Here is a 24,944-nt window from a genome sequence, read left to right as displayed (position 1 = left end):
CCCATTCATTTATTCTTCAATAGCAACTTTCTTTTTCTTAGCCATGCGCTCGCGTTCGTTCTTATCAAGAATTTTCTTGCGCAGACGGATAGTTTGCGGAGTGATTTCACAATACTCATCATCAGCCAAATACTCAAGCGCTTCTTCAAGGCTCATTAAACGGGCTTTTTTCAATGTAGTAGTTTGATCTTTGTTAGCTGAACGGATGTTTGTTGCAGCTTTGATCTTAACAATGTTTACTGTCAAGTCGCTGTCGCGGTTATGTTCGCCGACGATCATGCCTTCATAAATTTCAGCGCCCACTTCTACAAATGCTGTTCCACGATCTTCGATGCCCATTAGGCCGTAAGTTGAAACTTTACCGCGTTCCATGGAAACAAGTACACCTTGGCGGCGCCCACCAACGCGTCCTGAAGCAACCGGCTGGTAACTGTCGAACGTATGGTTGATAATTCCGTATCCACGAGTTTGCGTTAAGAATTCAGTAGTGTAACCGATTAAACCACGTGCTGGTACGTTGAATACCAAACGAACTTGGCCGCTTCCGTTATTGACCATATCTAGCATTTCACCTTTGCGCTCACCAAGTGATTCAATGATCGCTCCAGTGTATTCTTCAGGAACATCAACTTGTACACGTTCTACTGGTTCACAACGAACACCGTCAACCATTTTTACAATAACTTCCGGTTTTGATACTTGAAGTTCGAATCCTTCACGGCGCATGTTCTCGATCAAAATCGACAAATGCAATTCTCCGCGTCCAGATACAATCCATGCATCCGGTGAATCTGTAGGGTCTACACGCAGAGATACGTCAGTTTGCAACTGAGCATCTAAACGCTCCTGAATTTTTCTAGAAGTGATCCATTTTCCTTCTTTACCAGCAAACGGGCTGTTGTTAACAAGGAATGTCATTTGCAGTGTCGGCTCGTCAATGCGAAGAACAGGCAAAGCTTCCGGGTGGTCTGCCGGACAAACCGTTTCCCCGACGTTGATATCTTCCATCCCCGAAATAGCAATCAAATCGCCAGCTTCGGCTTTTTCGATTTCTATCCGTTTAAGGCCCATAAATCCGTGCATTTTTGTAACCCGGAAATTCTTGACCGAACCATCCAGTTTCATTAAAGCAACAGATTGGCCCACTTCGATAGTTCCGCGGAACACACGGCCAATCCCGATACGTCCAACATAATCACTATAATCAAGAAGCGCTACTTGGAATTGAAGTGGCTCATCTCTGTTATCGATTGGCGCTGGTACATGATCCATAATTGCATCGTAAATAACCTGCATGTTTTCTTCTTGGTCAGCAGGGTCAGATGAAAGGCTGGCAGTTCCATTCATGCCTGAGGCAAAAATAACCGGGAATTCCAATTGCTCGTCATTTGCTTCAAGTTCGATAAACAATTCGATGACTTCGTCAACCACTTCTTCAGGGCGCGCGAAATCGCGGTCAATTTTGTTAACAACAACGATTGGCTTTAAGTTTTGCTCTAACGCTTTCTTTAGTACAAAACGCGTTTGCGGCATACAGCCTTCGTAAGCATCGACAACTAGTAAAACACCATCAACCATTTTCATGATGCGTTCTACTTCTCCACCGAAATCGGCATGTCCTGGAGTATCCAAAATATTGATTTTAGCATCTTTATATTGAATCGCAGTGTTTTTTGCAAGAATCGTAATTCCGCGTTCTCTTTCGATGTCGTTTGAATCCATTGCACGCTCTTCTACGTGTTCATTAGAACGGAAAATCCCAGACTGCTGAAGAAGCTGATCCACTAGAGTTGTTTTACCATGGTCAACGTGGGCAATGATAGCAATGTTTCTTAAGTCGTTACGTAAGTTCGTCATACTTTCACTCCAATATTCTTTTTTCATGTCTATAACTGTGTTAGTATAGCACATATAGGGGGAAAACCCTAAGATTTTATTTCGAGCAAATCAGTGGGAGGCAAAACAAGTGAAAAATATAAAATGGATCTTCATGTTATATTCGTTGGCAGCCATTTTATCAATGGTTGGAATCGGCGCTGCAGTCGGACTTCGGAGCATACCAGGAGTTCTGATTGCTATATTAGCTTTATGCGCAGTTATGGGAATGGGTTTTAAGAAAAAGAAAGAAATGATGGACGCCGGTTTACTATAAAATAAGAAAAGGGCGCAGAAAAATTCTGCGCCCTTTTCTTATTTTACATGGATGTATTCAGTAAGGATTTTTGAATGTACCGATGGGTTCGCTGCGATAAACGAATCTTGTTTTAGCAAGTTGGCAGGTTCGTCCTTGAAATTAGTGGCGATTGCTCCTACTTCCTTTGCAATGACCATGCCTCCCGCAATATCCCAAGGAGACAGCCTCATAGATAGATATGCATCGATCCTCCCTGTAGCTAGATAGGCAAGTTCCAAGGCAGCCGAACCATAGGACCGGGTACCTCTTACATCTTGGATCAGCCGGATGCTGTCCTCATGCCTGATGTACCTGTTTGGCGTAACCCAGGTCGCGTTGATGCCGACTATCGATTTGTCCAATGAAGTCTCCTTTAACGGCAACAACCGTTCGTCGTTGCAGTAGGCACCTTCTCCGTTGACAGCATGATATAAATTGTCATTAACAACATCATATATGTATCCAAGCTTCCCGATTCCATTTTCATAAATTCCTAATGATATGGCAAAATTGCTTTTTTGATGGATAAAATTCATTGTGCCGTCAATCGGGTCCAATATCCAAACAGTACCGTCCAAATTCTCGATAACATCACCAAATCCTTCTTCGCCAAAAACTCGATGCCCTGGAAAATCGCGGCGGATCCGGGAGATGAAAAATTGTTCGATTTCCTTGTCCATATTTGTCACCAAGTCATTAGCATTTGATTTCGCTTCTATGACCAATTCCGTTGCTAATGAATTTCGAATCAAGTGACCTGCTTCTTTGATCAATGATTTTATGTATAAATCTAATGCGTGCAATTCCATTCCTTCGCCTCTTTTCTATTTTTTCCATTATAAACGAAAAAGGCACTTACTGTCTTGAACCAGTAGGTGCCTTTATGTGATGTATAAATTAGAACGCATGAAGTGCCTCCAGTTCCGCATGAATTTCGTGAAGCCGTTTTTTGCTTTTTTCTATCTCTCTGTTTTCATTCACTTTCAAGGCGTCGAACAAAGAAGCCAATTCATAATCTAGTTCAAGTTTCAATACAGAAATATATTCTTTTTCGACGTCCGCCTTACGGATTATTTGTATCATCTGTTTCATATTGAGCACCCCTTTCCGTCCTATTTTTCAATAATTCTGACATATTATTAGAGCAAGAGAAACGGTTGACCAGTGACTTGATGGGAGATAAGTATATTTATACTCTTTCTTCCCAAAGTCAGGTAAGATGAAACATGTAGTGTAAAAATTAAGGAGGATATTGACCGTGACAACTTTTTGGAAAGAGCGCGACTTTGAAGTTTTTGAAACACCAGGGTTAGAGGAACGAATGGCAGCACTGATCGAACGGGTGCGCCCTAAATTTGCAGAGCTGGGAAAAGAGTATTCATCTTTTTTCTCCGGTAAAACCGGCAATGAATTTTTCCCGCATATCGCGAAACACTTACGCCGTACGATAAATCCGCCAAAAGACAGCTGGGTGGCATTTGCTCCATATAAAAGAGGCTATAAAGCGGTTCCCCATTTCCAAATCGGTTTATGGGAAAGCCATGTGTTCATCATTTTAGCCGTTATTTATGAAGCAACAGGAAAAAGCAAAATGGCTGAACAATTGTTAAAGACTGAAATCATCCACTCCTTGCCGGATGATTTTGTTATTGCCGGGGACCATATGAAGCCGGAGGCAACTTCTTTAAAACAATTGGGCCAAGAAGAAATTGAAAGGCTGGTCATCCGTCTTCGTGACGTTAAAAAAGGGGAATTTGTCATCGGCCGGCATATTCCTAGAGAACAAGCTGTATCAATGCCTGAGAAAGACTTTGAAGAACTTGTCGACCAAACATTCGAGGAATTGCTTCCTTTATATAATATATTGACACAAAAGTAAAGAGAAATGCACGATTTGTCTGAATATTAAGTGATATTCTTTTTTTGCCGTTGCCTCTACTTTTGTCCAGCAGGCATTTCTTTTGCAAATCTTTATAATTCAGTTGCTATGAGAAAAACGAATAAAGCAAAACCCGCAGTTTTCCACTGCGGGTTTTGCTTTATTTTTTGTCCAGTCTTATAAAGTCGCCATCACTTTTCGCTTTCATTTCTTTGATAACCGGAAAGCTTGCATAACCGCTTTCTTCTTCAAATTCACGGAAATAGGTTTTTTCCTCTGAAATTGAAGGCACCACTTCCTTGAATTTTTTGTAGCGCTTAAACATATCCTCCCGATTGATGCCTTTTTCGTATGCCATTTCAATTCCTTCGAAAAAACGAACAACGTCGACAATATCATCTGTTGACCAGTCTATTGAAAATGGATAAGAATATTCCATTCATATTCCCTGCTTTCATAATGTAGTCGCCCATCTGTTGCGGATAGCCATGGCTTCCTTCTCCATTCTTTCCATAAGCTCCTGGACGCTTGGCACATCTTTAATCAAGCCAGTTACTTGGCCGGCCCATCCAAATCCTTCTTCCACATTTCCTTCATAGATAAACTTCTTATTGGCTTCCCCGCTAATGAATTCCTTTAATGCTTCATAGCTCGGGGTTTCCTGCTCGATTTGTAAAATTCGGTCTGTCCAACCGTTGTGAAGCGTTCTTGCAGGGGCGCCGATACTTCGCTTGATCACGACGGTTTCACTTTCCGAACTGCTGATCAACGCTTTTTTATACGCCTCAGAGGCATGGACGCATTCTTTTGTCGCAATAAAACGCGTACCCATTTCAATTCCTTCCGCACCAAGCGCATGTGCGGCCATCCACCCCCGGCCATCACCAATGCCTCCTGAAGCGATAACAGGTATTGATACAGCATCTGCCACTTGGGGGATGAGCACCATTGTCCCGACATCGTCGCGTCCTAGATGCCCCCCTCCTTCCTGGCCGACTACCATGACGGCATCTGCACCAAGTTTTTCAGCTTTTTCCGCTTGCCTTCTTGCAGCTACCAAAACCAATTTTTTTATCGGTGTTCCTGCCAGCTGTTCAAATATCGGCGTAGGATTGCCCCCGGTCATCGATACGACAGGAACTTCTTCTTCGATCGCCACATCAAGCATATGGGAAAATACGCGCCCATGGTCGCCTATTGCAAAGTTAACGCCGAACGGCCGATCCGTCAACCGGCGCACTTTTCGGATTTCTTCCCGCAATTGTTCGGGTGTTGCCAAGCTCATCGCCGTAATTTGGCCAAGGCCGCCAGCATTTGAGACAGCTGCTGCAAGTTCTGCATATGCTAGATATGCAAGCCCTCCTTGTATAATTGGCAGCCTTGTTCCCAACAGTTCAGTTACTCGCGTAGTAAATTGCATCCTATCCTCTCCTTTTCCCATATTTTTGTATTCGATGGCTAGAGGCAAAATCCTTTTATTTTTATAGTATAGCGTGTAGCATCATGCTATAATTCTTTTTGTTTTCATTTTTATAAAGCGAGGTGTGCTACCCATTGTCACAATTAGAAACTCCGTTATTCGATGCGCTGTTGAAGCACCGAAACCGGCACCCGATCCAATTCCATATTCCCGGCCATAAAAAAGGCCAAGGCGTCGACCCTGCGTTCCGGGAATTTGTCGGCGACAATATCTTATCCATTGATTTGATTAACATAGCTCCTTTGGATGATCTCCACTCACCTAAAGGCGCCATTAAACAAGCACAAGAACTGGCTGCTGAAGCGTTCGGTGCGGACTATACTTTCTTTTCCGTGCAAGGGACAAGCGGCGCCATCATGACCATGATTTTAAGCGTAGTCGGCCCTAATGATAAAATACTGGTGCCGAGGAACGTACATAAATCCATTATGTCCGCCATCGTATTTGCGGGAGCCATCCCGATCTTCATTCACCCTGAAGTCGATCCTGACCTCGGTATTTCACACGGCATCTCGGCAGAAGCGGTAGAAAAAGCATTAAATGAATATCCGGATGCGAAAGCGGTACTTGTGATCAATCCTACTTATTTCGGCGTAGCGGCTGATTTAAAGCGTATTGTCGATATCGCACATACCCGTGACATTCCGGTTTTGGTGGATGAAGCCCATGGCGTCCATATCCACTTCCACGAATCATTGCCGGTATCGGCGATGGCAGCAGGTGCTGATATGGCAGCTACTTCCGTGCATAAGCTTGGAGGATCTATGACACAAAGTTCCGTCTTGAATGTGCGCGATGGTCTTGTTTCACCAAAACGTGTACAGTCGACGCTTTCCATGTTGACGACCACTTCAACTTCATACCCAATTTTGGCATCTCTTGATACTGCGCGCAGACAGCTTGCCGTCCATGGCTACGATTTGATTGACCAGACAATCCGGCTGGCGCAGGATGCACGCAAACGCATCAATAAAATTGCCCATTTGCGTTGCGTCGGGAAAGAATTGCTGAAAACATCGGCTACCTTTGACATGGATCCGACCAAATTGCTGATCAGTGTCAAAGACCTTGGCATTACAGGCCATCAGGCAGAAGAATGGCTAAGAGAGAAAGCCAATATCGAAGTGGAATTGTCCGACCTTTACAACATATTATGTCTAATAACAATCGGAGATTCCCGAAAAGAACTGAACTTATTGATTAATGCCCTTCAAAGAATGAGCTCCACGTTCGATTCTGAGGCTGCTATTGTTGAGCCGACTGTTCTTATTCCGGATATCCCGCGCCTTGCTATGACGCCTCGTGACGCGTTTTACGCAACAACTGAAGTGGTTCCGATCAATAAAGCAGTTGGGCGTATTTCAGCTGAATTTATTATGGTTTATCCACCAGGCATTCCGATTTTTATTCCTGGAGAGATCATTACACAAGAAAACATTGAGTACATTCGCATGAATGTTGAAGCTGGCCTTCCGGTACAAGGTCCGGAAGACGATACGTTGAAAATGCTTAGGGTTATTAAAGAACAGCAAGCTATCAGATAAAATAAAAACAACGGCCCGGAAGCTCCATGCTCCCAGGCCGTTGTTTTTATTCTACACCTTCAATTTTATTTGGATCGATAAAAGAGTAGCCTTTTTCGCTTAAACCGTCTATTATGTCCCCCAAAGCTTCAGCAGTCCATTCACGGTCATGCATGAGCAGGTTGGCTCCATTTTGCAGTAGTTCTGAATTGACCATAATATCGGTCAAAGCGGCTGCATCCATATACTCTTTGTTCCAATCATAGCCATATGTCCAGTTCATGAGGAGCATACCTTCTTTTTTGACAAGCTCACGGCTAAAGTCGGTATTGGCTCCTAAAGGTGCACGGAAAAACTTCGGCTTATCACCAATTGTTTCTTCAATAGTCTTGCTTACAGCCAGAATTTCCTCCTGTTGCTGCTCTTCGGAAATCCCTTGCAGGTTTGCATGCGTCTCTGTATGATTTCCAATTGCAAAGCCCATATCAGATATTTCCATTAAAACATTTTTCTCATCATCAGTATCCAAGAAATGGCCGTTAACAAAGAAAATAGCCGGAACGTTTTTTTCTTTCAACGTTTTTGCCATTTCCAGCGAACGTTTATCCGGTGCATCATCAATAGTGATCAGAACAGCTTTCGCATTTGCATTATCGATAGGTTCAAATCCCCAAAACGCCGGATTGAGTTTGTACTCCGGTTTTTCTTCTGCAGCTTTAGCTTCTTCCGCTGCTTTAGCTTCTTCTGCAGCTTTTTCTTCTTTTGCTTTTTCCGCCGCAGCTTTTTCGGCGTCTTCTTTTTGAGCAGCCGTTTCTTCAACTGTCTTTTGCTCTTCTGCGGAGTTGGCTGATTCTCCAGAGGATTGTGCACCATTGCTGCATGCAGTCAGCAAAGCTATACTTGCGGCCATTATAAGGATTTTTGTATGTATCATTACGTATCACCTGTCGCCCTTTCGAAATTCAGTTTAGCATAAAATAATAGTGAGTTACAAAATATTACAGAATCTATTAGATATATATGTAGCCCGCAGCTCGGATTCAAGTTTTTTAATCATTAAGCTATTTGAGCTGCTGCAAATAAGCGCCAGTATATTAAATACAAAAAAAGAAGCCGCAAATTGCGGCTTCTTCTCAATTATTTAAGGATGTGGATTGGTGCTCCCATTGCTACTTCAGCAGCTTCCATTGTAACTTCAGCTAATGTTGGGTGCGCATGGATTGTCATTGCGATATCTTCAACAGTCATTCCTGCTTCGATTGCAAGACCAAGCTCGGCGATCATATCGGATGCGCCAGCTCCAACAATTTGTGCTCCAAGAAGCAAACCATCTGACTTGCGTGAAACCAATTTCACGAAACCTTCAGTTGCATTCAACGAAAGCGCGCGACCGTTTACACCGAACGGGAATTTAGCAGCGCTAGCTTCGAACCCTTCTGCTTTTGCTTGTTCTTCGCTCAAACCGACGCTAGCAAGTTCTGGATCTGTGAAGCAAACAGCCGGAATTGCCAAGTAGTCAACTACTGATGATTCTCCAGCAATTGCCTCTGCAGCAACTTTTCCTTCGTATGACGCTTTGTGAGCCAATTGAAGGCCTGCCACAACATCACCGATCGCATAGATATTTGGAACATTCGTGCGGCACTGCTTATCAACGTTAATCAAGCCACGTTCGCCAAATTCGATGCCAACTTCTTCAAGTCCCATTTCATCTGTGTTTGGACGGCGTCCAACAGTAACTAATACATAATCAGCTTCGACTGTTTTTTCTTCTCCGCCGGCTGCATAAGTGACTGTAACGCCTGTTTCAGTTTCTTCTACACCTTTAGCAGATGCATTAGTGATAACTTCAACGCCTTTTTTCTTCAAGCCTTTTTTAACGATAGCCGTCATTTGCTTTTCAAATCCAGCAAGAATATCTGGTGCGCCTTCAAGAATTGTTACATCAGAACCCATGTTAGCATATGCTGTTCCAAGTTCAGTTCCAATGTAACCTCCGCCGATAACCACTAGTTTACCTGGCACTTCTTGAAGAGCCAAAGCACCTGATGAGTTGATCACACGCTTAGAGAATTTGAATGTCGGAATCTCTACTGGACGTGATCCTGTAGCGATAATGGCATTTTTGAATTTGTATGTTTGAGCAGCATTTTCAGTGATAACACGAATTGTATTCGTATCAACAAAATAAGCTTCACCGCGTACAATTTCTACTTTATTGCCTTTTAGCAGTGATTCAACACCGCCTGTCAACTTTTTAACAACGCCATCTTTAAAAGCTTGTGCTTTTTCGAAGTTCAAAGAAACTTCATTTGCAATAACACCCATATCTTCTGAATGCTTTGCTTCTTCAAAGCGGTGGCCGACTGAGATCAATGCTTTTGAAGGGATACATCCAACGTTAAGGCACACGCCGCCGATGTATTCTTTTTCAACGATTGTTACTTTTTGACCTGTTTGTGCAGCACGGATCGCTGCAACATATCCGCCAGGGCCTGAGCCGATGACGAGCGTATCTGTTTCGATTGGGAAATCTCCTACTACCATAATTTACGCCTCCATTAATAATAGTTCTGGTTCGCTCAACAAGCGTTTGATGTGATTCAAAGCATGCTGGGCAGTTGCTCCGTCGATCATGCGGTGATCGAAGCTCAATGACAATGCTAACACAGGAGCCGCTACGATTTCACCGTTTTTAATTACCGGCTTCTCTGCAATGCGTCCGATTCCCAGAATTGCAACTTCCGGATGGTTGATAACTGGCGTGAACCATTGGCCACCGGCAGATCCAATATTGGTAATTGAACATGATGCGCCTCTCATTTCGCTTGGAGACAACTTGCCTGAACGGGCTTTTTCAGCCAACTCGTTGATCTCAGAAGAAATTGAGAAAACAGATTTGCGGTCAGCGTTTTTAACGACCGGCACTAATAGGCCTTTGTCAGTATCCGCCGCGATACCAATATTAAAGTAATGTTTTTGGACAATCTCGCTTGTAGCATCATCAAGTGATGTATTTAAAGCCGGGAATTCGCGCAATGTACTGACTAGCGCTTTTACCACATATGGCAAATACGTCAATTTGATTTGTTTCTCTGCAGCGATGTCTTTGAACTTTTTGCGGTGCGCTACTAGTTCAGTAACATCCACTTCATCCATAAGAGTTACGTGTGGAGCTGTATGTTTTGAATGGACCATCGCTTTAGCGATTGCTTTACGGATTCCAGACATCTTCTCGCGTGTTTCTGGGAACTCGCCTTCTGGAACAGGAGCAGCTGCTGGCGCTTTTGGCGCTTCTTCTTGTGCAGCAACCGGAGCTTCTGCTTTAGTTTCTTCAGGAGCAGGAGCAGCAGCCGGCTGTTGTCCGCCATTCAAGAATGCTTCGACATCTTCTTTCAAGACCCGGCCATTGTTGCCTGAACCAGAAACTTGTTTGATATCAATGTTTTGCTCACGAGCAAATTTCCGTACTGACGGCATTGCAATAACGCGCGCATTCGGATCTGCTTCCGTTTGGACTTGAGGCTGAGCGCCGGCACCAGTATCTCCAACGTTCGGAACGTCTTCTTTAACAGGAGCTTTGTCGATTTTTTGGCTAGACTCAGAAGTGCCGGACTGAACCAATTCCTCTGTGCTTTCTTCAACTTCTTGTACGTTTCCATCTTGTCCAGCGTGGCTGCCCTTAAATTGAATGTCCTCAGCGCCTTCCGCATCGATACGAACCAAGACGTCGCCAACAACAGCTACAGTTCCTTCTTCAACAAGGATTTCTAGAATTGTCCCTGTTACAGGCGAAGGCATTTCAACGACCGATTTGTCGTTTTGCACTTCGAACAGAATGTCATCCTCTTCAATTGTGTCTCCAACTTTGACGAACCATTTTACGATTTCACCTTCATGAATACCTTCTCCGATATCCGGTAAACGAAATTCAAAAGCCATTAGTTTCACCCTTTCTTTTACGCAACTATTAGAACGTAAGAACTTTTTTCGCTGTTTCTACTATATCCTTCGAGTTCGGCAGCCAAACTTGTTCAGCTTGCGAGAATGGGAAGATCGAATCTGGTGCAGCAACACGCAGTACCGGCGCTTCCAAACTTAAAATTGCACGGTCCATAATTTCTGCTACAACTCCAGCAGCAATACCGCCTTGTTTTTGCGCTTCCTGAACGACCATAGCGCGGCCCGTCTTCTCGACAGATGCGATAATCGTTTCAATATCCAAAGGCTGGATTGTGCGAAGGTCGATTACTTCTACTGAATAACCTTCAGTTTCAAGTTCTTCAGCCGCTTTTAAGCTTTCGTGAACCATTGCACCGTAGGTTACGATCGTAAGGTCTTTTCCTTCGCGTTTTACGTCTGCTTTGCCTAAAGGAATTGTATATGACTCCTCCGGCACTTCTTGACGGCCAGAGCGGTACAATTTTAAGTGCTCAAGGAAAACTACAGGATCGTTGTCACGAATTGAAGAAATGAGCAATCCTTTTGCATCGTAAGGAGTTGATGGAACAACCACTTTCAAACCTGGTTGAGAAGTCATCAAGCTTTCCAAAGAATCCGCGTGCATTTCTGGTGTGTGTACCCCACCGCCAAATGGTGAGCGGATCGTTACAGGAGAATTCAAACTGCCGCCGCTGCGGAAACGCATACGTGCCATCTGCCCGTTGATCGAATCCATCACTTCGTAAACGAAGCCGAAAAACTGAATTTCTGGAACCGGACGGAACCCTTGCAGCGCTAAGCCAATTGCAAGACCACCAATACCGGATTCCGCAAGTGGCGTATCGAATACACGGTCTTCGCCAAACTCTTTTTGCAAACCTTCTGTCGCACGGAAAACACCGCCGTTATTTCCGACATCTTCTCCGAAAACAAGAACGTTTTCATCGTTTTGCAACTCTGTTCTCAGAGCGTCCGTAATCGCTTGGATCATTGTCATTTGTGCCATTACTTACTTCGACTCCTTCGCTTTGTAGATTTCCAACTGCTCTTTTACGTTGAAAGGAACTTCTTCGTACATAATTTCCAACATATTTGTAACAGTTTGTTTCGGTGCACTATCGGCCTTTTTGATCGCCGCTTTAATTTCATCTTTTGCTCTTTCGATTACTTCGTTTTCTTTCTCTTCGCTCCATAAGCCTTTTGCTTCCAGGTATTTACGGAAACGTACAAGCGGATCTTTCTTTTCCCACTCGCTGTCGATATCCGACGTACGGTAACGTGTCGGGTCGTCCCCAGCCATTGTATGCGGGCCATAACGGTAGCAAAGTGTTTCGATCAATGTCGGGCCCTCGCCTTTAATTGCGCGTTCGCGTGCATCGCGTGTGACTGCGTAAACCGCTAGCGGATCCATGCCGTCAACCAATACTCCAGGAATTCCTGCAGCTACAGCTTTTTGTGCGATAGTTTTTGCAGATGTTTGCAATTCACGTGGCGTTGAAATTGCATACTGGTTATTTTGAACAATAAAGATTGCCGGTGAACGGAAAGACCCTGCAAAGTTGATCCCTTCATAGAAGTCACCTTGTGAAGAACCGCCGTCTCCTGTATACGTAATTGCAACTGCTTCTTTTTTGCGTTTTTGCATACCAAGCGCAACTCCTGCCGCTTGGATGTATTGTGCGCCGATAATGATTTGCGGCGGCAAGATGTTTAATCCTTCAGGCATTTGGTTCCCCATGAAATGTCCGCGCGAGAACAAGAACGCTTGGTGAAGCGGCCATCCGTGCCAAATAAGTTGGGGCACATCACGGTATCCCGGTAAAATGAAGTCTTCTTTTTTAAGCGCGAAATGAGAAGCCAATTGTGATGCTTCTTGTCCGGCAGTAGGTGCGTAGAAACCAAGGCGGCCTTGGCGGTTCAATGAAATTGAACGTTGATCCAAAATTCTTGTATACACCATACGGCTCATTAATTCCTGAAGGTCTTCATCCGATAGTTTCGGATCTGCCTCTTCATTGACAATTTCGCCTTCTTCGTTCAGAACTTGAACCATTTCAAACTTTTCTTCGATTGAGTGAAGCGTTTCCACTGGATCAAAGATCAGTGATTTTTTCTCAGCCATAAAAGCAACTCTCCTTTTTATCTGTATTAACATTACTCTATTCATTTAGTAATACAATTGCATTTCCTTACTCAGTATACGTTAGTAATTTTACATGGTCAATCATAGCGAACCTAATATTATCAAGCTTTGCTTTGTGCAAGAATATTCAACCTAAAACAAACTGTATCAGTGCGTTTCAACCGCCTGTATTATAAAACAGTGAAGAATACAGCCCTCTTTTATAGCACAGAAAAAAGCAGCCCGGAGGCTGCTGTATCTTCATTCTTCTGTTAAGTTGTCAATCGTGCTATCTTTCAGCTCATTAAACTGTTCTGTTTGTTCATTGAACACTGTAACAGCTTCTTGCACTTTAGTGTTCTGTTCGTTTACTTCTGCTGTTTTTTCCTGCAGCATTTGAAGATCAGTTTCTTCGTTCAGCAGCATTTCATATAATTCTTTCTGCAGGCTTGTTAAATTTTCGTATGCAGCTGCAAAATCAGCATGGGCATTAAAGCGTTCTTGCATCTTTTCTTTTAATGCTGTCAAGTCCGCTTTGACCTCATTTTCCTTCGCTTCTTCAATCACTGTATCGATTTCATTGAAAGTTTCTTCGGCAGTGCCCATCGATTCTTTTTCTTGTTCAAGAAGAGCCAGCCTATCATCTGCAGAGGCCATAGCTTCTTCTGCTTGCGCTTTCACTTCGTCTTGCTGCTCTTGAGTAAGAGCCATAATCGATTCAAATAATTGCTGTTCATTCTTTTCTAGTTTTTCCATTTCGCCTTGAGTATCGCGATAATCTTTTTCCGCTTCGAAAGTATCTTTCAATACCGTGTCCAGTTGTTCTCCAGGAGTCGGTCCTGAGCAGGCACTTAAAAGTAATGCACTTGAAAATAATATAGCTATCATTGACCTTTTCAATCAAAACCCTCCTTACATACATAAATTAACTATAGTCTTTCACTTAAGAAAACACAACTGACTCTCTAGGTTTTTTTCTTTCTACATGGCTTTTATTGCGTTATACTTATTGGCATGGTACGACCAATGAAAGGATGAAACCACTTGATACTTATGAAAGACATAATTCGCGAAGGCCATCCAACTCTTCGCGCGAAATCAAAAGAAGTTCAATTCCCATTATCAGAAGAAGACCGAAAACTTAGCGAAGATTTATTGGAATATGTAATCAACAGCCAGAACGATGAAATGATTGAAAAATACGATTTGCGGCCAGGCGTCGGAATTGCCGCGCCTCAAGTTAATGTGCCCAAACGTATTTTCGCTTTGCATTTTGATGAAAATTCCGGTGAAAATTTAAGCCTAATAGCCATAAACCCGAAAATTGTCAGCCACTCGGTTGAAAAAGCTTATTTGTCAGCTGGCGAAGGCTGCTTAAGCGTTGACCGTCCAATTCCTGGCTATGTACCGAGATATGCCCGAGTTACGGTTAAGGCATTCGATATTGAAGGCAAGGAATACAAAATGCGCTTGAAAGGATTGCCGGCCATTGCTTTTCAGCACGAGTTAGACCATTTGAATGGCATCATGTTCTTTGATCATATCAATCCGAAAAATCCGTTTGCGGAAATTGATAACGCCATTGCAATAGACAGAGCTTCGGGAGAATAACTCCCAAAGCTCTTTTTTAAATCAACCCTATATGGCGGAACGCTTTTGCCAACCCATCATTATCAACATGATCTGTCACATAGGACGCCTGTTTTTTCGTTTCTTCTACTCCATTTCCCATTGCTACACTGTAACCTGCCGTAGCCATCATTTGAACATCGTTGAACCCATCTCCAAATGCAATAGTGTCTTCGATCGAGTTCCCCGTTTTTTGAATCAGCCGCTCAATGCCACGCGCTTTTGTGCCGCCTTTTGGTACAACGTCGCAGGACACGCGGTGCCAGCGGATAAAATCCATATCAGTAAACGCCTCTTCGTATTGCGGTTCTTCTTCTTTTTCACAAAACAGTAAGGCTTGATAGATGTCATTTTTCAAATGAAAGTCTTCGATCATTGCCGGATGAGAATACTTTAATGTTTTGATTCCTTCATCAATATCCGGATGGTAATCGATACTTGATGCCATTTTTTCATGCGTCAAAAATACAAGCGGGTGGTCCCGTTTTTCCGCAAACTCTACAATAGCGGAAAGCGTCTCAGGATTCAGGGCTTCTCTGTAAATCGGCTCTCCTTTATGCACTATGTACTGGCCATTGAAGGTGATATACGTATCAATCTTGAGTTCGTCCAAAACTTTTTTTGCCATGAACGGCCCTCTTCCAGTAGCAATTGCAAGTTCGTGGCCATTGGCGCGAGCCGCAAGGAGTGCCTCTTTTGCAGACGCCGGCAATTCTTTTTTCGAATTCAACAACGTTCCATCAATATCCAAAAGCAATAATTTTCCCATTTTACATTCTCCATTCTTCTTAAGTTTACAGCTTTGATCCACTCCATTTACTTTTGTCAGAAAATACAGTATACTATAGGTGAGGAGTGATCAGCCATGTTAAAGCGTTTAAAAAGAAAACTCGTTAGACAGCTTAATGGCATCATGAACAAAAAGAAAATCGCATGACCCTTTTAGTCCTCCTTTATAAAAAGGAGGGCTATTCTTTATTTTAAAACAATGACATGATAATATAAAGAAAGTGAATTTATTTGAACGTGGAAAAAGGAGAGCATATTATGATTTTTAAAGTATTTTATCAAGAAAACCGTTTCGAGGTACCAGTTCGCGAAAACACTAAAAGCCTCTATGTTGAAGCATCTACCGAGCGTGAAGTGCGACAACATTTAAAAGACCGCAACTACAACATCGAGTTTGTTCAGCTGCTTGAAGGCAGTCATTTGGAATACGAACAAGCGAGCCAAAATTTCGAAGTTGAGAGTATTAACTAAGCATGAAATTTGTAAAGAATGACCAAACAGCTGTTTTCGCACTCGGCGGACTGGGCGAAATCGGCAAAAATACGTATGGCGTTCAATTTCAGGATGAAATTATCCTTATTGATGCCGGCATCAAATTTCCGGAAGACGATTTGCTCGGAATCGACTATGTAATTCCAGATTACACGTATTTAGTAAAGAACATGGATAAGATTAAAGGCCTGTTCATCACTCATGGCCATGAAGACCATATCGGTGGAATTCCTTACTTACTGAAAAAAATTAACATTCCTGTTTACGGCGGTAAATTAGCCCTTGGCTTACTTCGCAAAAAACTTGAAGAACACGGGCTTTTGCGCCAAACGAAAATGACGGAAATCGAAGAAGACGATGTCATTAAATTCCGTAAGACAGCAGTCAGCTTTTTCCGGACGACACATAGTATTCCAGACGCATTTGGCGTTGTTGTTAAAACGCCGCCAGGCAATATTGTGCATACGGGCGATTTCAAATTCGATTTCACTCCGGTCGGAGAGCCTGCCAACTTATTAAAAATGGCTCAGATTGGCAGTGAAGGTGTTCTATGCCTACTCTCGGACAGCACCAATGCTGAAGTTCCCAACTTCACGATGTCTGAACGCAAAGTCGGTGATACGATTCGGGACATTATGAGAAAAGTGGATGGCCGCTTGATTTTTGCGACGTTCGCTTCGAACATCTATCGCCTGCAACAAGTAACGGATGAAGCTGTAGCCCAAGGACGCAAAATTGCAGTCTTCGGCCGCAGTATGGATAACGCTATCACGATTGGCCGTGAGTTAGGTTATATAAACGCACCTGAAGATGCTTTTGTTGACACGCAAACATTGAACCGCCTTCCTGCAAATGAAGTTTTGATCCTTTGCACAGGTTCTCAAGGCGAACCAATGGCTGCATTATCCCGCATTGCCAATGGTACGCATCGCCAAATTCAGATTCAGCCGAACGATACGGTCGTTTTCTCTTCTTCCCCTATTCCGGGCAATACGAGCAGCGTAAACCGTACGATCAACTTATTGTTCCGTGCTGGAGCAGATGTTATTCATGGTTCACTTAATAATATCCATACATCTGGCCACGGTTCGCAGGAAGAACAGAAATTGATGCTTCGTCTGATCAAACCAAAATTTTTCATGCCGATCCACGGTGAATTCCGGATGCTGAAAATGCACTCGCAACTTGCCATCGATTGCGATGTGCCTGAAGAAAATACTTTTATCATGGAAAACGGTGAAGTACTTGCTTTAGGTCAAGATGAAGCTTCAGTTGCAGGCCGGATCCCTTCCGGAGATGTTTACATCGACGGCAGCGGCATCGGTGATATCGGCAATATTGTACTTCGCGATCGCCGCATTCTTTCAGAAGAAGGCTTGGTTATCGTCGTTGTATCCGTCGACATGGAGAAAAACAAAATGGTTTCAGGACCGGATATCATTTCCCGCGGATTTGTCTATATGCGCGAGTCTGGAACAATGATTTACGAGGCGCAGCAAATGTTGAACCGTCACCTGAACAAAAAAATAAATGGCAAAAACACGGAGTGGGCTGAGCTGAAAAGCGAAATTTCCGACGTACTTGGACCTTATCTTTACGAAAAAACCAAGCGTCGTCCAATGGTATTGCCTATCATTATGGAAGTATAAGACAAACAAAAGGAGTCCCTAATAGGGGCTCCTTTTGTTTGTAGAGAAACTTCATTAAGAGGTTAGAATTGATAACGTTCTTGCTATTCCTTAAAACAGCTGTGAAACCAATGTACGAAGCAACATCGTCCGATGGCATTCTGACGAAGCATGTAGTGATGCAACGGTTTTTACAGCAGGACAGCGGCTCCAGCCGTGCCTGCGGAATGCCTCTGCCTGAAACGAAATGCAAAAAGCTGCCGAGAGTTTCTCGACAGCCCGACAGAAAGTCCTTAATAGGACTTCCTTTTTTAGTTGAGAACTTTTTTCTCAAAACGATTAATGTCAGCATCTGAGCCGATGATGATTAAAATATCTCCCAAACGAATTTGCATATCCGCTTGCGGCGATACGATGATCTCTTCTTCCCGTTTGATAGCCACAATGTTGATGCCGTATTTGGCGCGTATATCAAGCTGAATTAATGTATAGCCAGCCAATTTTTCATTTGCCCGGATTTCCATTATGGAATGCTCATCCGAGAGTTCCAAGTAATCCAGTACGTTGTTCGATAACATATTGTGGGCAATACGAATTCCCATATCCCGTTCCGGATGGACTACGTGATCCGCCCCAATTTTGCTCAAGACTTTCGCATGGTAGTCGTTTTGCGCTTTTACCGTAATTTTCTTTACACCGATATCTTTGAGCATTAGAGTAGTCAAAATACTCGCTTGGATGTTTTCACCAATCGCCACAATAACATGTTCGAAATTCCGGATGCCAAGAGATCTCAGGACAGCTTCATCTGTCGTATCCGCAACAACTGCTTGAGTAGCAATCGAAGCAAACTCATCCACTCGTTCCGAATCTTTGTCAATCGCCATAACATCTGCATCTTGTTCAATTAGTTCTCTGACAATACTTCCGCCAAAACGCCCTAATCCGATTACTACAAATTCCTTTTTCATATTGTTTCCTCCAGATTCTATACTCTCTCTATTTTACCTTACCCTTACTACTGTAATAAAGGATAAGCTTTAATAGATTTAGATGTCCTTTTTCTTATCAAATATAAAAAAAGAAAGCCCCGTCTTATCGACGGGGATCCAGCGGCCGTACCGGCCGGTTTTCACAATATTCACAGCTGCTGTCGCTGCATTGCTCTTCTCGCCATTCGTTGCATGTAGCACAATAGCTAGCGTCAAACTCATCATCGAATGTAAGGGCAGCTAAGCACGTATGGCAATACGTATGGACTTCCATCCAATTGATAAACTTTTTATTGGCAACTAAATAAAGGCCTTGTTGGTTTTGTTTATAATTCATAATTGAAGATTTTCGGACTACCCTTTTTGTCGGGTCCAGAAAAAAATTCATTTTTCCGTTCAAGTGGATCACTCCCAAAGTAATGGTTAAGCTTTTTGTCTATGGCACCTTTAACATAATAGCATCAATTGGCCCGTTTGCGGCAAAAAATTCTTTTTCTCGTTTCCTTATAATAGAGACTTCCGAAGAAAAATTGCAATAGATATATGTCATTTCCTAATTTTTTTTCAATATCGGCTGTAAGCGTTGCCAAAAAATGATGTAACGGCCTAAATTTGCAGCTTATAAATTATATATACGCTAACATATTGAATATAAAACATAAATAGTGGAATCAGGTTTTTCTGCTTGTTTTTATTGTTCAGAATCGGGTATAGTTGTTCAATCAGCTATACTAAACTTTAGGAACACGAAACAATAAGAGAGAAGGATTGACAATGGCAACAAAATCAAATAATTTTGCGCTCTATGTGCTGATGTTCAATATGTTTATAGCAATGAGCGGAATAGGGCTAATCCTTCCAATCATGCCCGCTTACCTCGAAACTTTCGGCGTTGCCGGACAAGCACTTGGAACATTAATCGCCACATTTGCTCTTGCGCAGTTTTTATTTTCCCCTATTTCCGGACAATTATCGGATAAATACGGACGGAAAAACTTGATTGTTTTTGGACTGATTGTTTTTGGACTGTCTCAGCTTGTTTTCGGTGTGGCCACGGACCTTTGGATTTTATATTTAGCGCGTTTTTTCACCGGCCTTGGTTCCGCGTTTTTGATTCCGCCGATGATGGCTTTTGTCGCGGATATCACTTCTTATGAAGAGCGTGGCAGAGGCATGGGATTGCTTGGTGCCTCCATGTCGCTCGGGTTTACCATCGGCCCTGGAGTCGGCGGATTCCTAGCGGGAGTCAGTTTGCAATTTCCTTTTTATATCGCCGCATCCGTCGCCTTGATCGCTGCAGCCATATCATTTTTTGTTTTGCCGAATATTGTGCCTTCTGCACCCATCGACAATGAGAAGCGGGAAAATCTTTTCCGGCAGATGAAACGTTCTACTGCCACACCGTATTTTGTCATGCTGCTAGTTATGCTGATTTTCTCTTTTGGACTCGCAAATTTTCAATCGACCATTTCACTTTATGTCGACCATAAATACAATTATACGCCGACAGATATTGCCGTGTTGATGACAGTCGGTGGATTTGCAGGAGTTATTGTCCAAACTTTCGTCATTGGAAAATTGTTTAAGCGCTATGGCGAAATGAAAATCATCCAGGTGAATTTAATAATTTTGTCAATTTCCATGATTGCTGTTTTGTTCGTCCATACTTATTGGACAATCTTGCTTGTATCCTCTGTCTTCTTTACAGCGGCTGCTCTTCTACGTCCGGCAATCAACACATTGATATCAAAACTTGCAGGCAACGAACAAGGCTTTGCCGCTGGCATGAATAATGCCTATATGAGCTTAGGAACTATGATCGGCCCCACTTTAGCCGGAATTCTATTTGATATCAATATAAGCTTCCCCTATATCGCCGGAACCGTCATTTTGCTTAGCTGCTTCTTCCTTGCTACTATCTGGTCGTTAAAAAAACAGCACATATTGGAATTGAGCAGAACTTAAACTGGTTCCAACAATAAAAGCGAAAAAGAGACTAACTTCTCTTTTTCGCTTTTATTAATTGTTCAACGGTTTCCGGTACCTGATTCTCTTCTTCAGCTCTTCTTGTCTGTCGTGCCGGCAGCTTTATACCAAAGCGACGCAACGTAATGTCGATGAAAAACAGAATCATTGCAGCTAAAATTAAGCTTTGCTGAATAGACTGTTTTGTTCCACTTTCAAACGGAATATCCCGAAATGCCCCATCAAGAGAACTTAACACAGTTCCGCCTGTTCTTTCTGCAAGGGTCGTCAACATAGTTATGTTCGGCTCCACTATGTTGTATTCCTCCCCATACGGCACAGTCAATCCGGTTTTGTACGTTGCCCCGTCTTCATTGGCAATGCTGAAAAAAACCAAGCCTGGTTCTGCATCCAGCAACACTTCCGCTTTCCCTGGAGTTGTCGGCTCAGTTTGAACCGGCAGCTCCTCGCCTTTTTCATTTATTACAGTGATGTCCAGTATAGCGGATGAGTGAGATGGGTCTTCTACTGTATAGACTCCCTGCGCTTTTTTTGTAACAGCAAAAGGCACTTCTTCAAATGAAGGAAGCAACTGGGAAACAGCCCGGTTCCAAAAAGCTGGCCAGTTTTCCCAACTTTGGAAACCGCCGCTCCATGCTCCACTGCCAGACGTATAAGCGACTGCGTTGCCAATCCCGTAATTCCATGACGCAAGCACTGGATCCCCTTCTTCGCTTTCTAAAGCAACAGAAGCCGTTCTTTTTGAGGTTGTAGCAATATATGTGTTTATCTCAGGGACGCCATCTGCAAAAAGCGAGTTCCACTTGCTGTCATATACAATTGGATAAAAAGGTTCATCAACAATATAGGTACGGGACATCATAATGGTTTCTCGGGATAAAATGGCCGGAATAGTAGTAGCGTCCGAGACATCATAAAATCGTCCGCTCCCTGTTTCTGCAAGCCTCTCCAATAATCCTTTATCGGCATCCTGGCCAATCGATACAGTCGACAATGTAACGTTGCTTTCTATTCCGCCTTCTATCAACGAGTCATAATCGTTTGAAGTGGCTGATTGTCCGTCAGTCAGAAGAATAATGTGTTTACGCTGCAATTCTAAGTCTTCCAACTGCTCATAAGCTTTTTCGAGCGATTTGTATATTTCTGTGCCGCCTCCCGGCGTAACCGATAAAATCTTGTCTACCGCTTCTTTTTGGTTGCCCAATTTTTCTGTCGGGAGGATTTCCCATGGACGGTCATCAAATGCGATAACGCCTACTGTATCATCTTCCCTCAATAATTCCACAGAACGCGCCGCCGCTTCTTTGGCAAGTTCCATTTTCCCTCCGGCCATGCTTCCTGAACGGTCCATGACAATGACCAGTCCGAGGGAAGGCAGTTCGTGTTTGCCTTTCACTTCCATATCAACTGGCAACAGCTTTTCGATCGGGGTTTTAAAATAGCCGCCAAGTCCATAGCTTTGGTCACCGCCTATCATCATAAACCCGAGCCCAAATTGCTTGACCGCTTGTTCTATGACGTTCATCTGTTGTTCGCCAATCGCTGTGGCCGGTACATTATCAAAAATGATGGCATCATATCCGAGAATCGAAGACAGGTTTTGCGGAAGTTTCGGTGCAGGCATTTCCGAAACATGAATTCGTTCTGTATCCATCAGTGCCGGTATCGGACTCTGCTCTTTTCCGCTTACGATAAGCACTCTCGGCGTTCCACCCACATCGGTGATACTGGTCAGCTTGTTATTTTCTAAAAAGGCATCATCAGCTACTTCAATCCTTGCCTCATATTTAGCAAGACCGTCTTTTTCAGCTGGATAAGCATATGAAAAAACATTGTTCCCTTTCGATAAGGACACTTCCTTCTGATCATAATCCTCATCATTTAGCGAAAAGATTAAGCGGGCAGTCGTCTCGACGTCCGCTTGAATAGTTACAGTAAAGGTTTGCGATTCGCCAATAAAAGCACGCGCTGGGGTTTCAAATCGGCTGATTGCTGCATCGGTTCTTGCTTGTTGCGTTATTGGAAAAACATCTACTTGAAGCCGGTCGGACTGCAGCCGCTGCAAACTTTCAATTGCCGATCCTTGTGTTTCATTGCCATCAGTCAGCAATACGAGACGCGTGGCCAAATCTTTATTCCCGCTGTTTGAAGCGAGTTCCAGGGCCTGAGCGATATTGGTATGCCTTTCTTGATTGATTGCCATGTCCATAGGCAGAGGCTTTTTATCTTTTGTTATAGGAAGCAAGGTTTGGAAATCTTCTGCAAACGTAAAGACACCTGTCCATTGATGGCCTTCTTTTTCAGCGATGGCCGCATCGATTGCTTTAGACAGCTCCGCTTCCATGCCAGCCATCGAAGCAGAACGGTCCATCAGAAAAATAATTTGTTCCTGCTGATCCTTTTGATAAAAGAAAGGGTCAGTCAATGCAAAAATCAACAACGCGACGGCTGCAACTCGCAGACAATAGACAATCCGGTAAAGCAAAGAACTTTTTGTCCATGTTTTGATAGCGGTAAATCCAAAATAAAAAAGGATAAGCAACAAAAACAAAAGCCAAAAGGGATCATCGATGCGCATTTCCACGGCGATACACCTCCCACTCCACCAATAGAAGAAACACTACTGCAAATAGAAGCCAAGGAACGATCGAGAGTTCGGCCGTTTCAGCTGTTTCTTCCGCTTGCCCAATTCTGTAACTAGTTCCCTGGACTAATGTTTTCTCTTCGTTACTCAATTGCACAATCATCTTTAAGGTTTTGCCTTCTCCTACCACCTCGTAAATTCCCGGCTCTTGGGGTGCGGAAAATGCACCCTGTCCTTCAATATAAGAATAGAAAAATTCGCCATCCTTATAAATCTCCCATTCTCCTCTAGTGGAAGCGAGAGCCACTGCACGCTGTTCGTTTGGCTGGAAAAAGCCGAAAAAATTATCTGTTCCCGACAGTTCTCCAATAGCGCTCCATAAAAAAAGCGGGAAGGACGGATGAAGTGGCCAATCCGTCAATTGTATATCTGTCAATACAGCAATATCCCCTTCGGGTGACAGCTGGATTAATGGTTCTCCATCAATGGTGGCAATGGTTTCATATTCTTCAAATGGAGGGTAGATTTCCGATATATATATTCCATCAAACGGCGCATACGTGAAAAGTGCATGCGGAACAGTTTCTATTGCTCCTGCCACCCGGTGGGTTTTTTCATCATTCCGGCCGATCAGCAGTATGGGCATCTGTCCTGCCAATAAATCTGTCTGATTGGTCACTAGCGGCGAACCTCCCGCTTTCCGTAATTGCATCGGATCCATCAAATCAACTTCGACATTTAAAGACCTGAATCCGGCACCGACCAATTCGTGTAGTGAAGAATCAACCGCGACTCTAGTGGAAGCCTCCTGAACAAAAGCCGCCATCGAATTGTCAGCCGTATAATCATCTTTGACCTGCAGGACGGCTTGCCAAACTGGACTATCCGGCAATTGTTCAAAAGGTACCAGCAGCTCTTCCTCTGCTTCTAATTGAATATTCGCCGTTTTCTCTACTTCTCCATCTGTAAGGATTACTTTACCGGAGACAGGCTCTGCAGTCTCATTGACCAGTTGGACAATAGCACGTATGCCATCTTCTGTTTTCGCCAAGCCAAATTGCCGCATAGAGACGTTCTGGAGCGGTTGATCGATGCCATGGATTTCGTATGCCATGCCAGCTTTATTGGCAAGAATTGACCGGTCCAAGGCATCCGTAAAAACATGAATAACTGTAGACTCATCATCAATAAGTGTTTCGGCGAAAAGTATGGTTTGTTCAATTTTTGCATTTTCATAAGTGACGGCTAATCGATCTATGGCGGTTTCCAATGCCTCCCGATTAGGCTCTTTTCTCAAGACTATTTCCGGATTTGCTCCTGTCGTGACAATGGTAACCGGTTTGCCTCCAGTTTGGGTGGCCATTTCTTTCATCAGTTCCTGCTGCAGTTCAAAAGCAGCCGGTTCTCCTGCTAGCATGGTAGCTGAAGTGTCGACCACAAAGATGAATTCGTTGCCTTCTAGTGCCTCTGAAGTCAAATGCGGCCCTAAAAGCGCAAAAACGCAAATCAGAAGAGCTGCCAATTGCAAATAAAGCAGTATGTGATGCTGCAGTTTTTTTAAATAAGGCGATGCTTTAATTTCTTTCATTAGCTCCTGCCAAAACATAGTGGAAGCAACATGCTGGTCTTTATATTTTTTTCGGAAAAAATAATACAACAGTACGGCAAGCGGCATTACTGCAGTCCATACATATCCCCATCCTGAAAAACTCACGCCGCTTCACC

23 protein-coding genes are annotated in these 24,944 nt (G+C 43.4%); 7 read left to right on the top strand and 16 right to left on the bottom strand.

Annotated elements, in window-relative coordinates; genetic code table 11:
* Positions 1 to 9: 9 nt before the first annotated feature.
* On the bottom strand, positions 10 to 1,857 hold the full coding sequence (typA, locus tag B0H99_RS15830; protein WP_106534659.1) for a translational GTPase TypA: 1,848 nt from the start codon (positions 1,855 to 1,857) through the stop codon (positions 10 to 12).
* Positions 1,858 to 1,966: 109 nt separating this feature from the next.
* Here typA and B0H99_RS15825 point away from each other — a divergent pair, with 109 nt between their 5' ends.
* Positions 1,967 to 2,152 (top strand): YlaF family protein, encoded by a 186-nt coding sequence (locus tag B0H99_RS15825; RefSeq protein ID WP_106534658.1) that lies wholly within the window; start codon positions 1,967 to 1,969, stop codon positions 2,150 to 2,152.
* A gap of 38 nt (positions 2,153 to 2,190) precedes the next feature.
* Here the strand turns inward: B0H99_RS15825 and B0H99_RS15820 are convergent, their stop codons facing one another.
* Positions 2,191 to 2,982 carry an inositol monophosphatase family protein gene (locus B0H99_RS15820; protein WP_106534657.1) on the bottom strand — a complete coding sequence of 264 codons (792 nt, stop codon included), beginning with the start codon at positions 2,980 to 2,982 and terminating at the stop codon, positions 2,191 to 2,193.
* Between the two features lie 88 nt (positions 2,983 to 3,070).
* Entirely contained in the window at positions 3,071 to 3,265 is a 195-nt protein-coding gene (locus B0H99_RS15815) for a hypothetical protein (protein ID WP_106534656.1), read from the bottom strand.
* 166 nt (positions 3,266 to 3,431) lie between these two features.
* Here B0H99_RS15815 and B0H99_RS15810 point away from each other — a divergent pair, with 166 nt between their 5' ends.
* A complete protein-coding gene (locus B0H99_RS15810; RefSeq protein ID WP_106534655.1) occupies positions 3,432 to 4,052 on the top strand; it encodes a YktB family protein in 621 nt (206 codons plus the stop codon).
* A 160-nt stretch (positions 4,053 to 4,212) separates the two neighbouring features.
* On the opposite strand, the gene B0H99_RS15805 is transcribed toward B0H99_RS15810, so the two are convergent.
* Together B0H99_RS15805 and B0H99_RS15800 are read right to left on the bottom strand one after the other, a co-directional pair.
* Positions 4,213 to 4,491 carry a UPF0223 family protein gene (locus tag B0H99_RS15805; RefSeq protein WP_106534654.1) on the bottom strand — a complete coding sequence of 93 codons (279 nt, stop codon included), beginning with the start codon at positions 4,489 to 4,491 and terminating at the stop codon, positions 4,213 to 4,215.
* Positions 4,492 to 4,506: 15 nt separating this feature from the next.
* Complete coding sequence (locus B0H99_RS15800) at positions 4,507 to 5,472, bottom strand: NAD(P)H-dependent flavin oxidoreductase (protein ID WP_106534653.1); 966 nt, start codon at positions 5,470 to 5,472, stop codon at positions 4,507 to 4,509.
* A gap of 134 nt (positions 5,473 to 5,606) precedes the next feature.
* Here B0H99_RS15800 and B0H99_RS15795 point away from each other — a divergent pair, with 134 nt between their 5' ends.
* Positions 5,607 to 7,076, top strand: a complete 1,470-nt coding sequence (locus B0H99_RS15795; RefSeq protein WP_106534652.1) for an aminotransferase class I/II-fold pyridoxal phosphate-dependent enzyme — start codon at positions 5,607 to 5,609, stop codon at positions 7,074 to 7,076.
* A gap of 46 nt (positions 7,077 to 7,122) precedes the next feature.
* Here the strand turns inward: B0H99_RS15795 and B0H99_RS15790 are convergent, their stop codons facing one another.
* The 6 genes from B0H99_RS15790 to B0H99_RS15765 form a co-directional block, all read right to left on the bottom strand.
* A complete protein-coding gene (locus B0H99_RS15790) occupies positions 7,123 to 7,989 on the bottom strand; it encodes a polysaccharide deacetylase family protein (protein ID WP_106534651.1) in 867 nt (288 codons plus the stop codon).
* A 203-nt stretch (positions 7,990 to 8,192) separates the two neighbouring features.
* Entirely contained in the window at positions 8,193 to 9,602 is a 1,410-nt protein-coding gene (lpdA, locus tag B0H99_RS15785) for a dihydrolipoyl dehydrogenase (protein WP_106534650.1), read from the bottom strand.
* A 3-nt stretch (positions 9,603 to 9,605) separates the two neighbouring features.
* Positions 9,606 to 10,997: a dihydrolipoamide acetyltransferase family protein gene (locus tag B0H99_RS15780; RefSeq protein WP_106534649.1), complete on the bottom strand. Its 1,392-nt coding sequence runs from the start codon at positions 10,995 to 10,997 to the stop codon at positions 9,606 to 9,608.
* A gap of 28 nt (positions 10,998 to 11,025) precedes the next feature.
* Positions 11,026 to 12,003: an alpha-ketoacid dehydrogenase subunit beta gene (locus B0H99_RS15775; protein WP_106534648.1), complete on the bottom strand. Its 978-nt coding sequence runs from the start codon at positions 12,001 to 12,003 to the stop codon at positions 11,026 to 11,028.
* A gap of 3 nt (positions 12,004 to 12,006) precedes the next feature.
* Positions 12,007 to 13,119, bottom strand: a complete 1,113-nt coding sequence (pdhA, locus tag B0H99_RS15770) for a pyruvate dehydrogenase (acetyl-transferring) E1 component subunit alpha (protein ID WP_106534647.1) — start codon at positions 13,117 to 13,119, stop codon at positions 12,007 to 12,009.
* Between the two features lie 261 nt (positions 13,120 to 13,380).
* Positions 13,381 to 14,019 (bottom strand): YkyA family protein, encoded by a 639-nt coding sequence (locus B0H99_RS15765; protein ID WP_106534646.1) that lies wholly within the window; start codon positions 14,017 to 14,019, stop codon positions 13,381 to 13,383.
* Positions 14,020 to 14,163: 144 nt separating this feature from the next.
* Between B0H99_RS15765 and def the strand changes: the two genes are divergently transcribed.
* The gene (gene def / locus B0H99_RS15760; protein WP_106534645.1) at positions 14,164 to 14,730 is read left to right on the top strand and encodes a peptide deformylase; all 567 of its coding nucleotides are present in this window, start codon (positions 14,164 to 14,166) and stop codon (positions 14,728 to 14,730) included.
* A 16-nt stretch (positions 14,731 to 14,746) separates the two neighbouring features.
* Here the strand turns inward: def and B0H99_RS15755 are convergent, their stop codons facing one another.
* Positions 14,747 to 15,517: a Cof-type HAD-IIB family hydrolase gene (locus B0H99_RS15755; protein WP_106534644.1), complete on the bottom strand. Its 771-nt coding sequence runs from the start codon at positions 15,515 to 15,517 to the stop codon at positions 14,747 to 14,749.
* A 278-nt stretch (positions 15,518 to 15,795) separates the two neighbouring features.
* On the opposite strand from B0H99_RS15755, the gene B0H99_RS15750 reads away from it, so the two are divergent.
* Positions 15,796 to 16,008, top strand: a complete 213-nt coding sequence (locus B0H99_RS15750) for a DNA-dependent RNA polymerase subunit epsilon (RefSeq protein WP_106534643.1) — start codon at positions 15,796 to 15,798, stop codon at positions 16,006 to 16,008.
* A gap of 2 nt (positions 16,009 to 16,010) precedes the next feature.
* The gene (gene rnjA, locus B0H99_RS15745) at positions 16,011 to 17,678 is read left to right on the top strand and encodes a ribonuclease J1 (protein ID WP_106534642.1); all 1,668 of its coding nucleotides are present in this window, start codon (positions 16,011 to 16,013) and stop codon (positions 17,676 to 17,678) included.
* Between the two features lie 290 nt (positions 17,679 to 17,968).
* Here rnjA and B0H99_RS15740 read toward each other — a convergent pair whose 3' ends face one another.
* The gene (locus tag B0H99_RS15740) at positions 17,969 to 18,628 is read right to left on the bottom strand and encodes a potassium channel family protein (protein ID WP_106534641.1); all 660 of its coding nucleotides are present in this window, start codon (positions 18,626 to 18,628) and stop codon (positions 17,969 to 17,971) included.
* Between the two features lie 124 nt (positions 18,629 to 18,752).
* On the bottom strand, positions 18,753 to 19,058 hold the full coding sequence (locus tag B0H99_RS15735; RefSeq protein ID WP_245894551.1) for a hypothetical protein: 306 nt from the start codon (positions 19,056 to 19,058) through the stop codon (positions 18,753 to 18,755).
* A 365-nt stretch (positions 19,059 to 19,423) separates the two neighbouring features.
* Here B0H99_RS15735 and B0H99_RS15730 point away from each other — a divergent pair, with 365 nt between their 5' ends.
* Positions 19,424 to 20,614: an MFS transporter gene (locus B0H99_RS15730; protein ID WP_106534639.1), complete on the top strand. Its 1,191-nt coding sequence runs from the start codon at positions 19,424 to 19,426 to the stop codon at positions 20,612 to 20,614.
* 31 nt (positions 20,615 to 20,645) lie between these two features.
* Here the strand turns inward: B0H99_RS15730 and B0H99_RS15725 are convergent, their stop codons facing one another.
* Positions 20,646 to 23,213, bottom strand: a complete 2,568-nt coding sequence (locus B0H99_RS15725; protein ID WP_245894550.1) for a VWA domain-containing protein — start codon at positions 23,211 to 23,213, stop codon at positions 20,646 to 20,648.
* Positions 23,200 to 24,933, bottom strand: coding sequence for a vWA domain-containing protein (locus B0H99_RS15720; RefSeq protein WP_106534637.1), 1,734 nt, complete (start codon positions 24,931 to 24,933; stop codon positions 23,200 to 23,202). The genes B0H99_RS15725 and B0H99_RS15720 overlap by 14 nt, the downstream gene beginning before the upstream one ends.
* Between the last annotated feature and the right edge of the window lie 11 nt (positions 24,934 to 24,944).

The organism is Planomicrobium soli (assembly GCF_003014655.1).
GTDB classification, from domain to species: Bacteria; Bacillota; Bacilli; order Bacillales_A; family Planococcaceae; genus Planococcus; species Planococcus soli_B.
Note: the sequence above shows the minus strand (reverse complement) of the source record. Positions and strands in the feature narration are given on the sequence as shown.

Bases quoted from the DNA above. Each gene is read 5' to 3' on its own strand.
- typA (WP_106534659.1), bottom strand. From the start codon at position 1,857: ATGACGAACTTACGTAACGACTTAAGAAACATTGCTATCATTGCCCAC.
- B0H99_RS15820 (WP_106534657.1), bottom strand. From the start codon at position 2,982: ATGGAATTGCACGCATTAGATTTATACATAAAATCATTGATCAAAGAA.
- B0H99_RS15815 (WP_106534656.1), bottom strand. From the start codon at position 3,265: ATGAAACAGATGATACAAATAATCCGTAAGGCGGACGTCGAAAAAGAA.
- B0H99_RS15805 (WP_106534654.1), bottom strand. From the start codon at position 4,491: ATGGAATATTCTTATCCATTTTCAATAGACTGGTCAACAGATGATATT.
- B0H99_RS15800 (WP_106534653.1), bottom strand. From the start codon at position 5,472: ATGCAATTTACTACGCGAGTAACTGAACTGTTGGGAACAAGGCTGCCA.
- B0H99_RS15790 (WP_106534651.1), bottom strand. From the start codon at position 7,989: ATGATACATACAAAAATCCTTATAATGGCCGCAAGTATAGCTTTGCTG.
- lpdA (WP_106534650.1), bottom strand. From the start codon at position 9,602: ATGGTAGTAGGAGATTTCCCAATCGAAACAGATACGCTCGTCATCGGC.
- B0H99_RS15780 (WP_106534649.1), bottom strand. From the start codon at position 10,997: ATGGCTTTTGAATTTCGTTTACCGGATATCGGAGAAGGTATTCATGAA.
- B0H99_RS15775 (WP_106534648.1), bottom strand. From the start codon at position 12,003: ATGGCACAAATGACAATGATCCAAGCGATTACGGACGCTCTGAGAACA.
- pdhA (WP_106534647.1), bottom strand. From the start codon at position 13,119: ATGGCTGAGAAAAAATCACTGATCTTTGATCCAGTGGAAACGCTTCAC.
- B0H99_RS15755 (WP_106534644.1), bottom strand. From the start codon at position 15,517: ATGGGAAAATTATTGCTTTTGGATATTGATGGAACGTTGTTGAATTCG.
- B0H99_RS15750 (WP_106534643.1), top strand. From the start codon at position 15,796: ATGATTTTTAAAGTATTTTATCAAGAAAACCGTTTCGAGGTACCAGTT.
- rnjA (WP_106534642.1), top strand. From the start codon at position 16,011: ATGAAATTTGTAAAGAATGACCAAACAGCTGTTTTCGCACTCGGCGGA.
- B0H99_RS15740 (WP_106534641.1), bottom strand. From the start codon at position 18,628: ATGAAAAAGGAATTTGTAGTAATCGGATTAGGGCGTTTTGGCGGAAGT.
- B0H99_RS15730 (WP_106534639.1), top strand. From the start codon at position 19,424: ATGGCAACAAAATCAAATAATTTTGCGCTCTATGTGCTGATGTTCAAT.
- B0H99_RS15725 (WP_245894550.1), bottom strand. From the start codon at position 23,213: ATGCGCATCGATGATCCCTTTTGGCTTTTGTTTTTGTTGCTTATCCTT.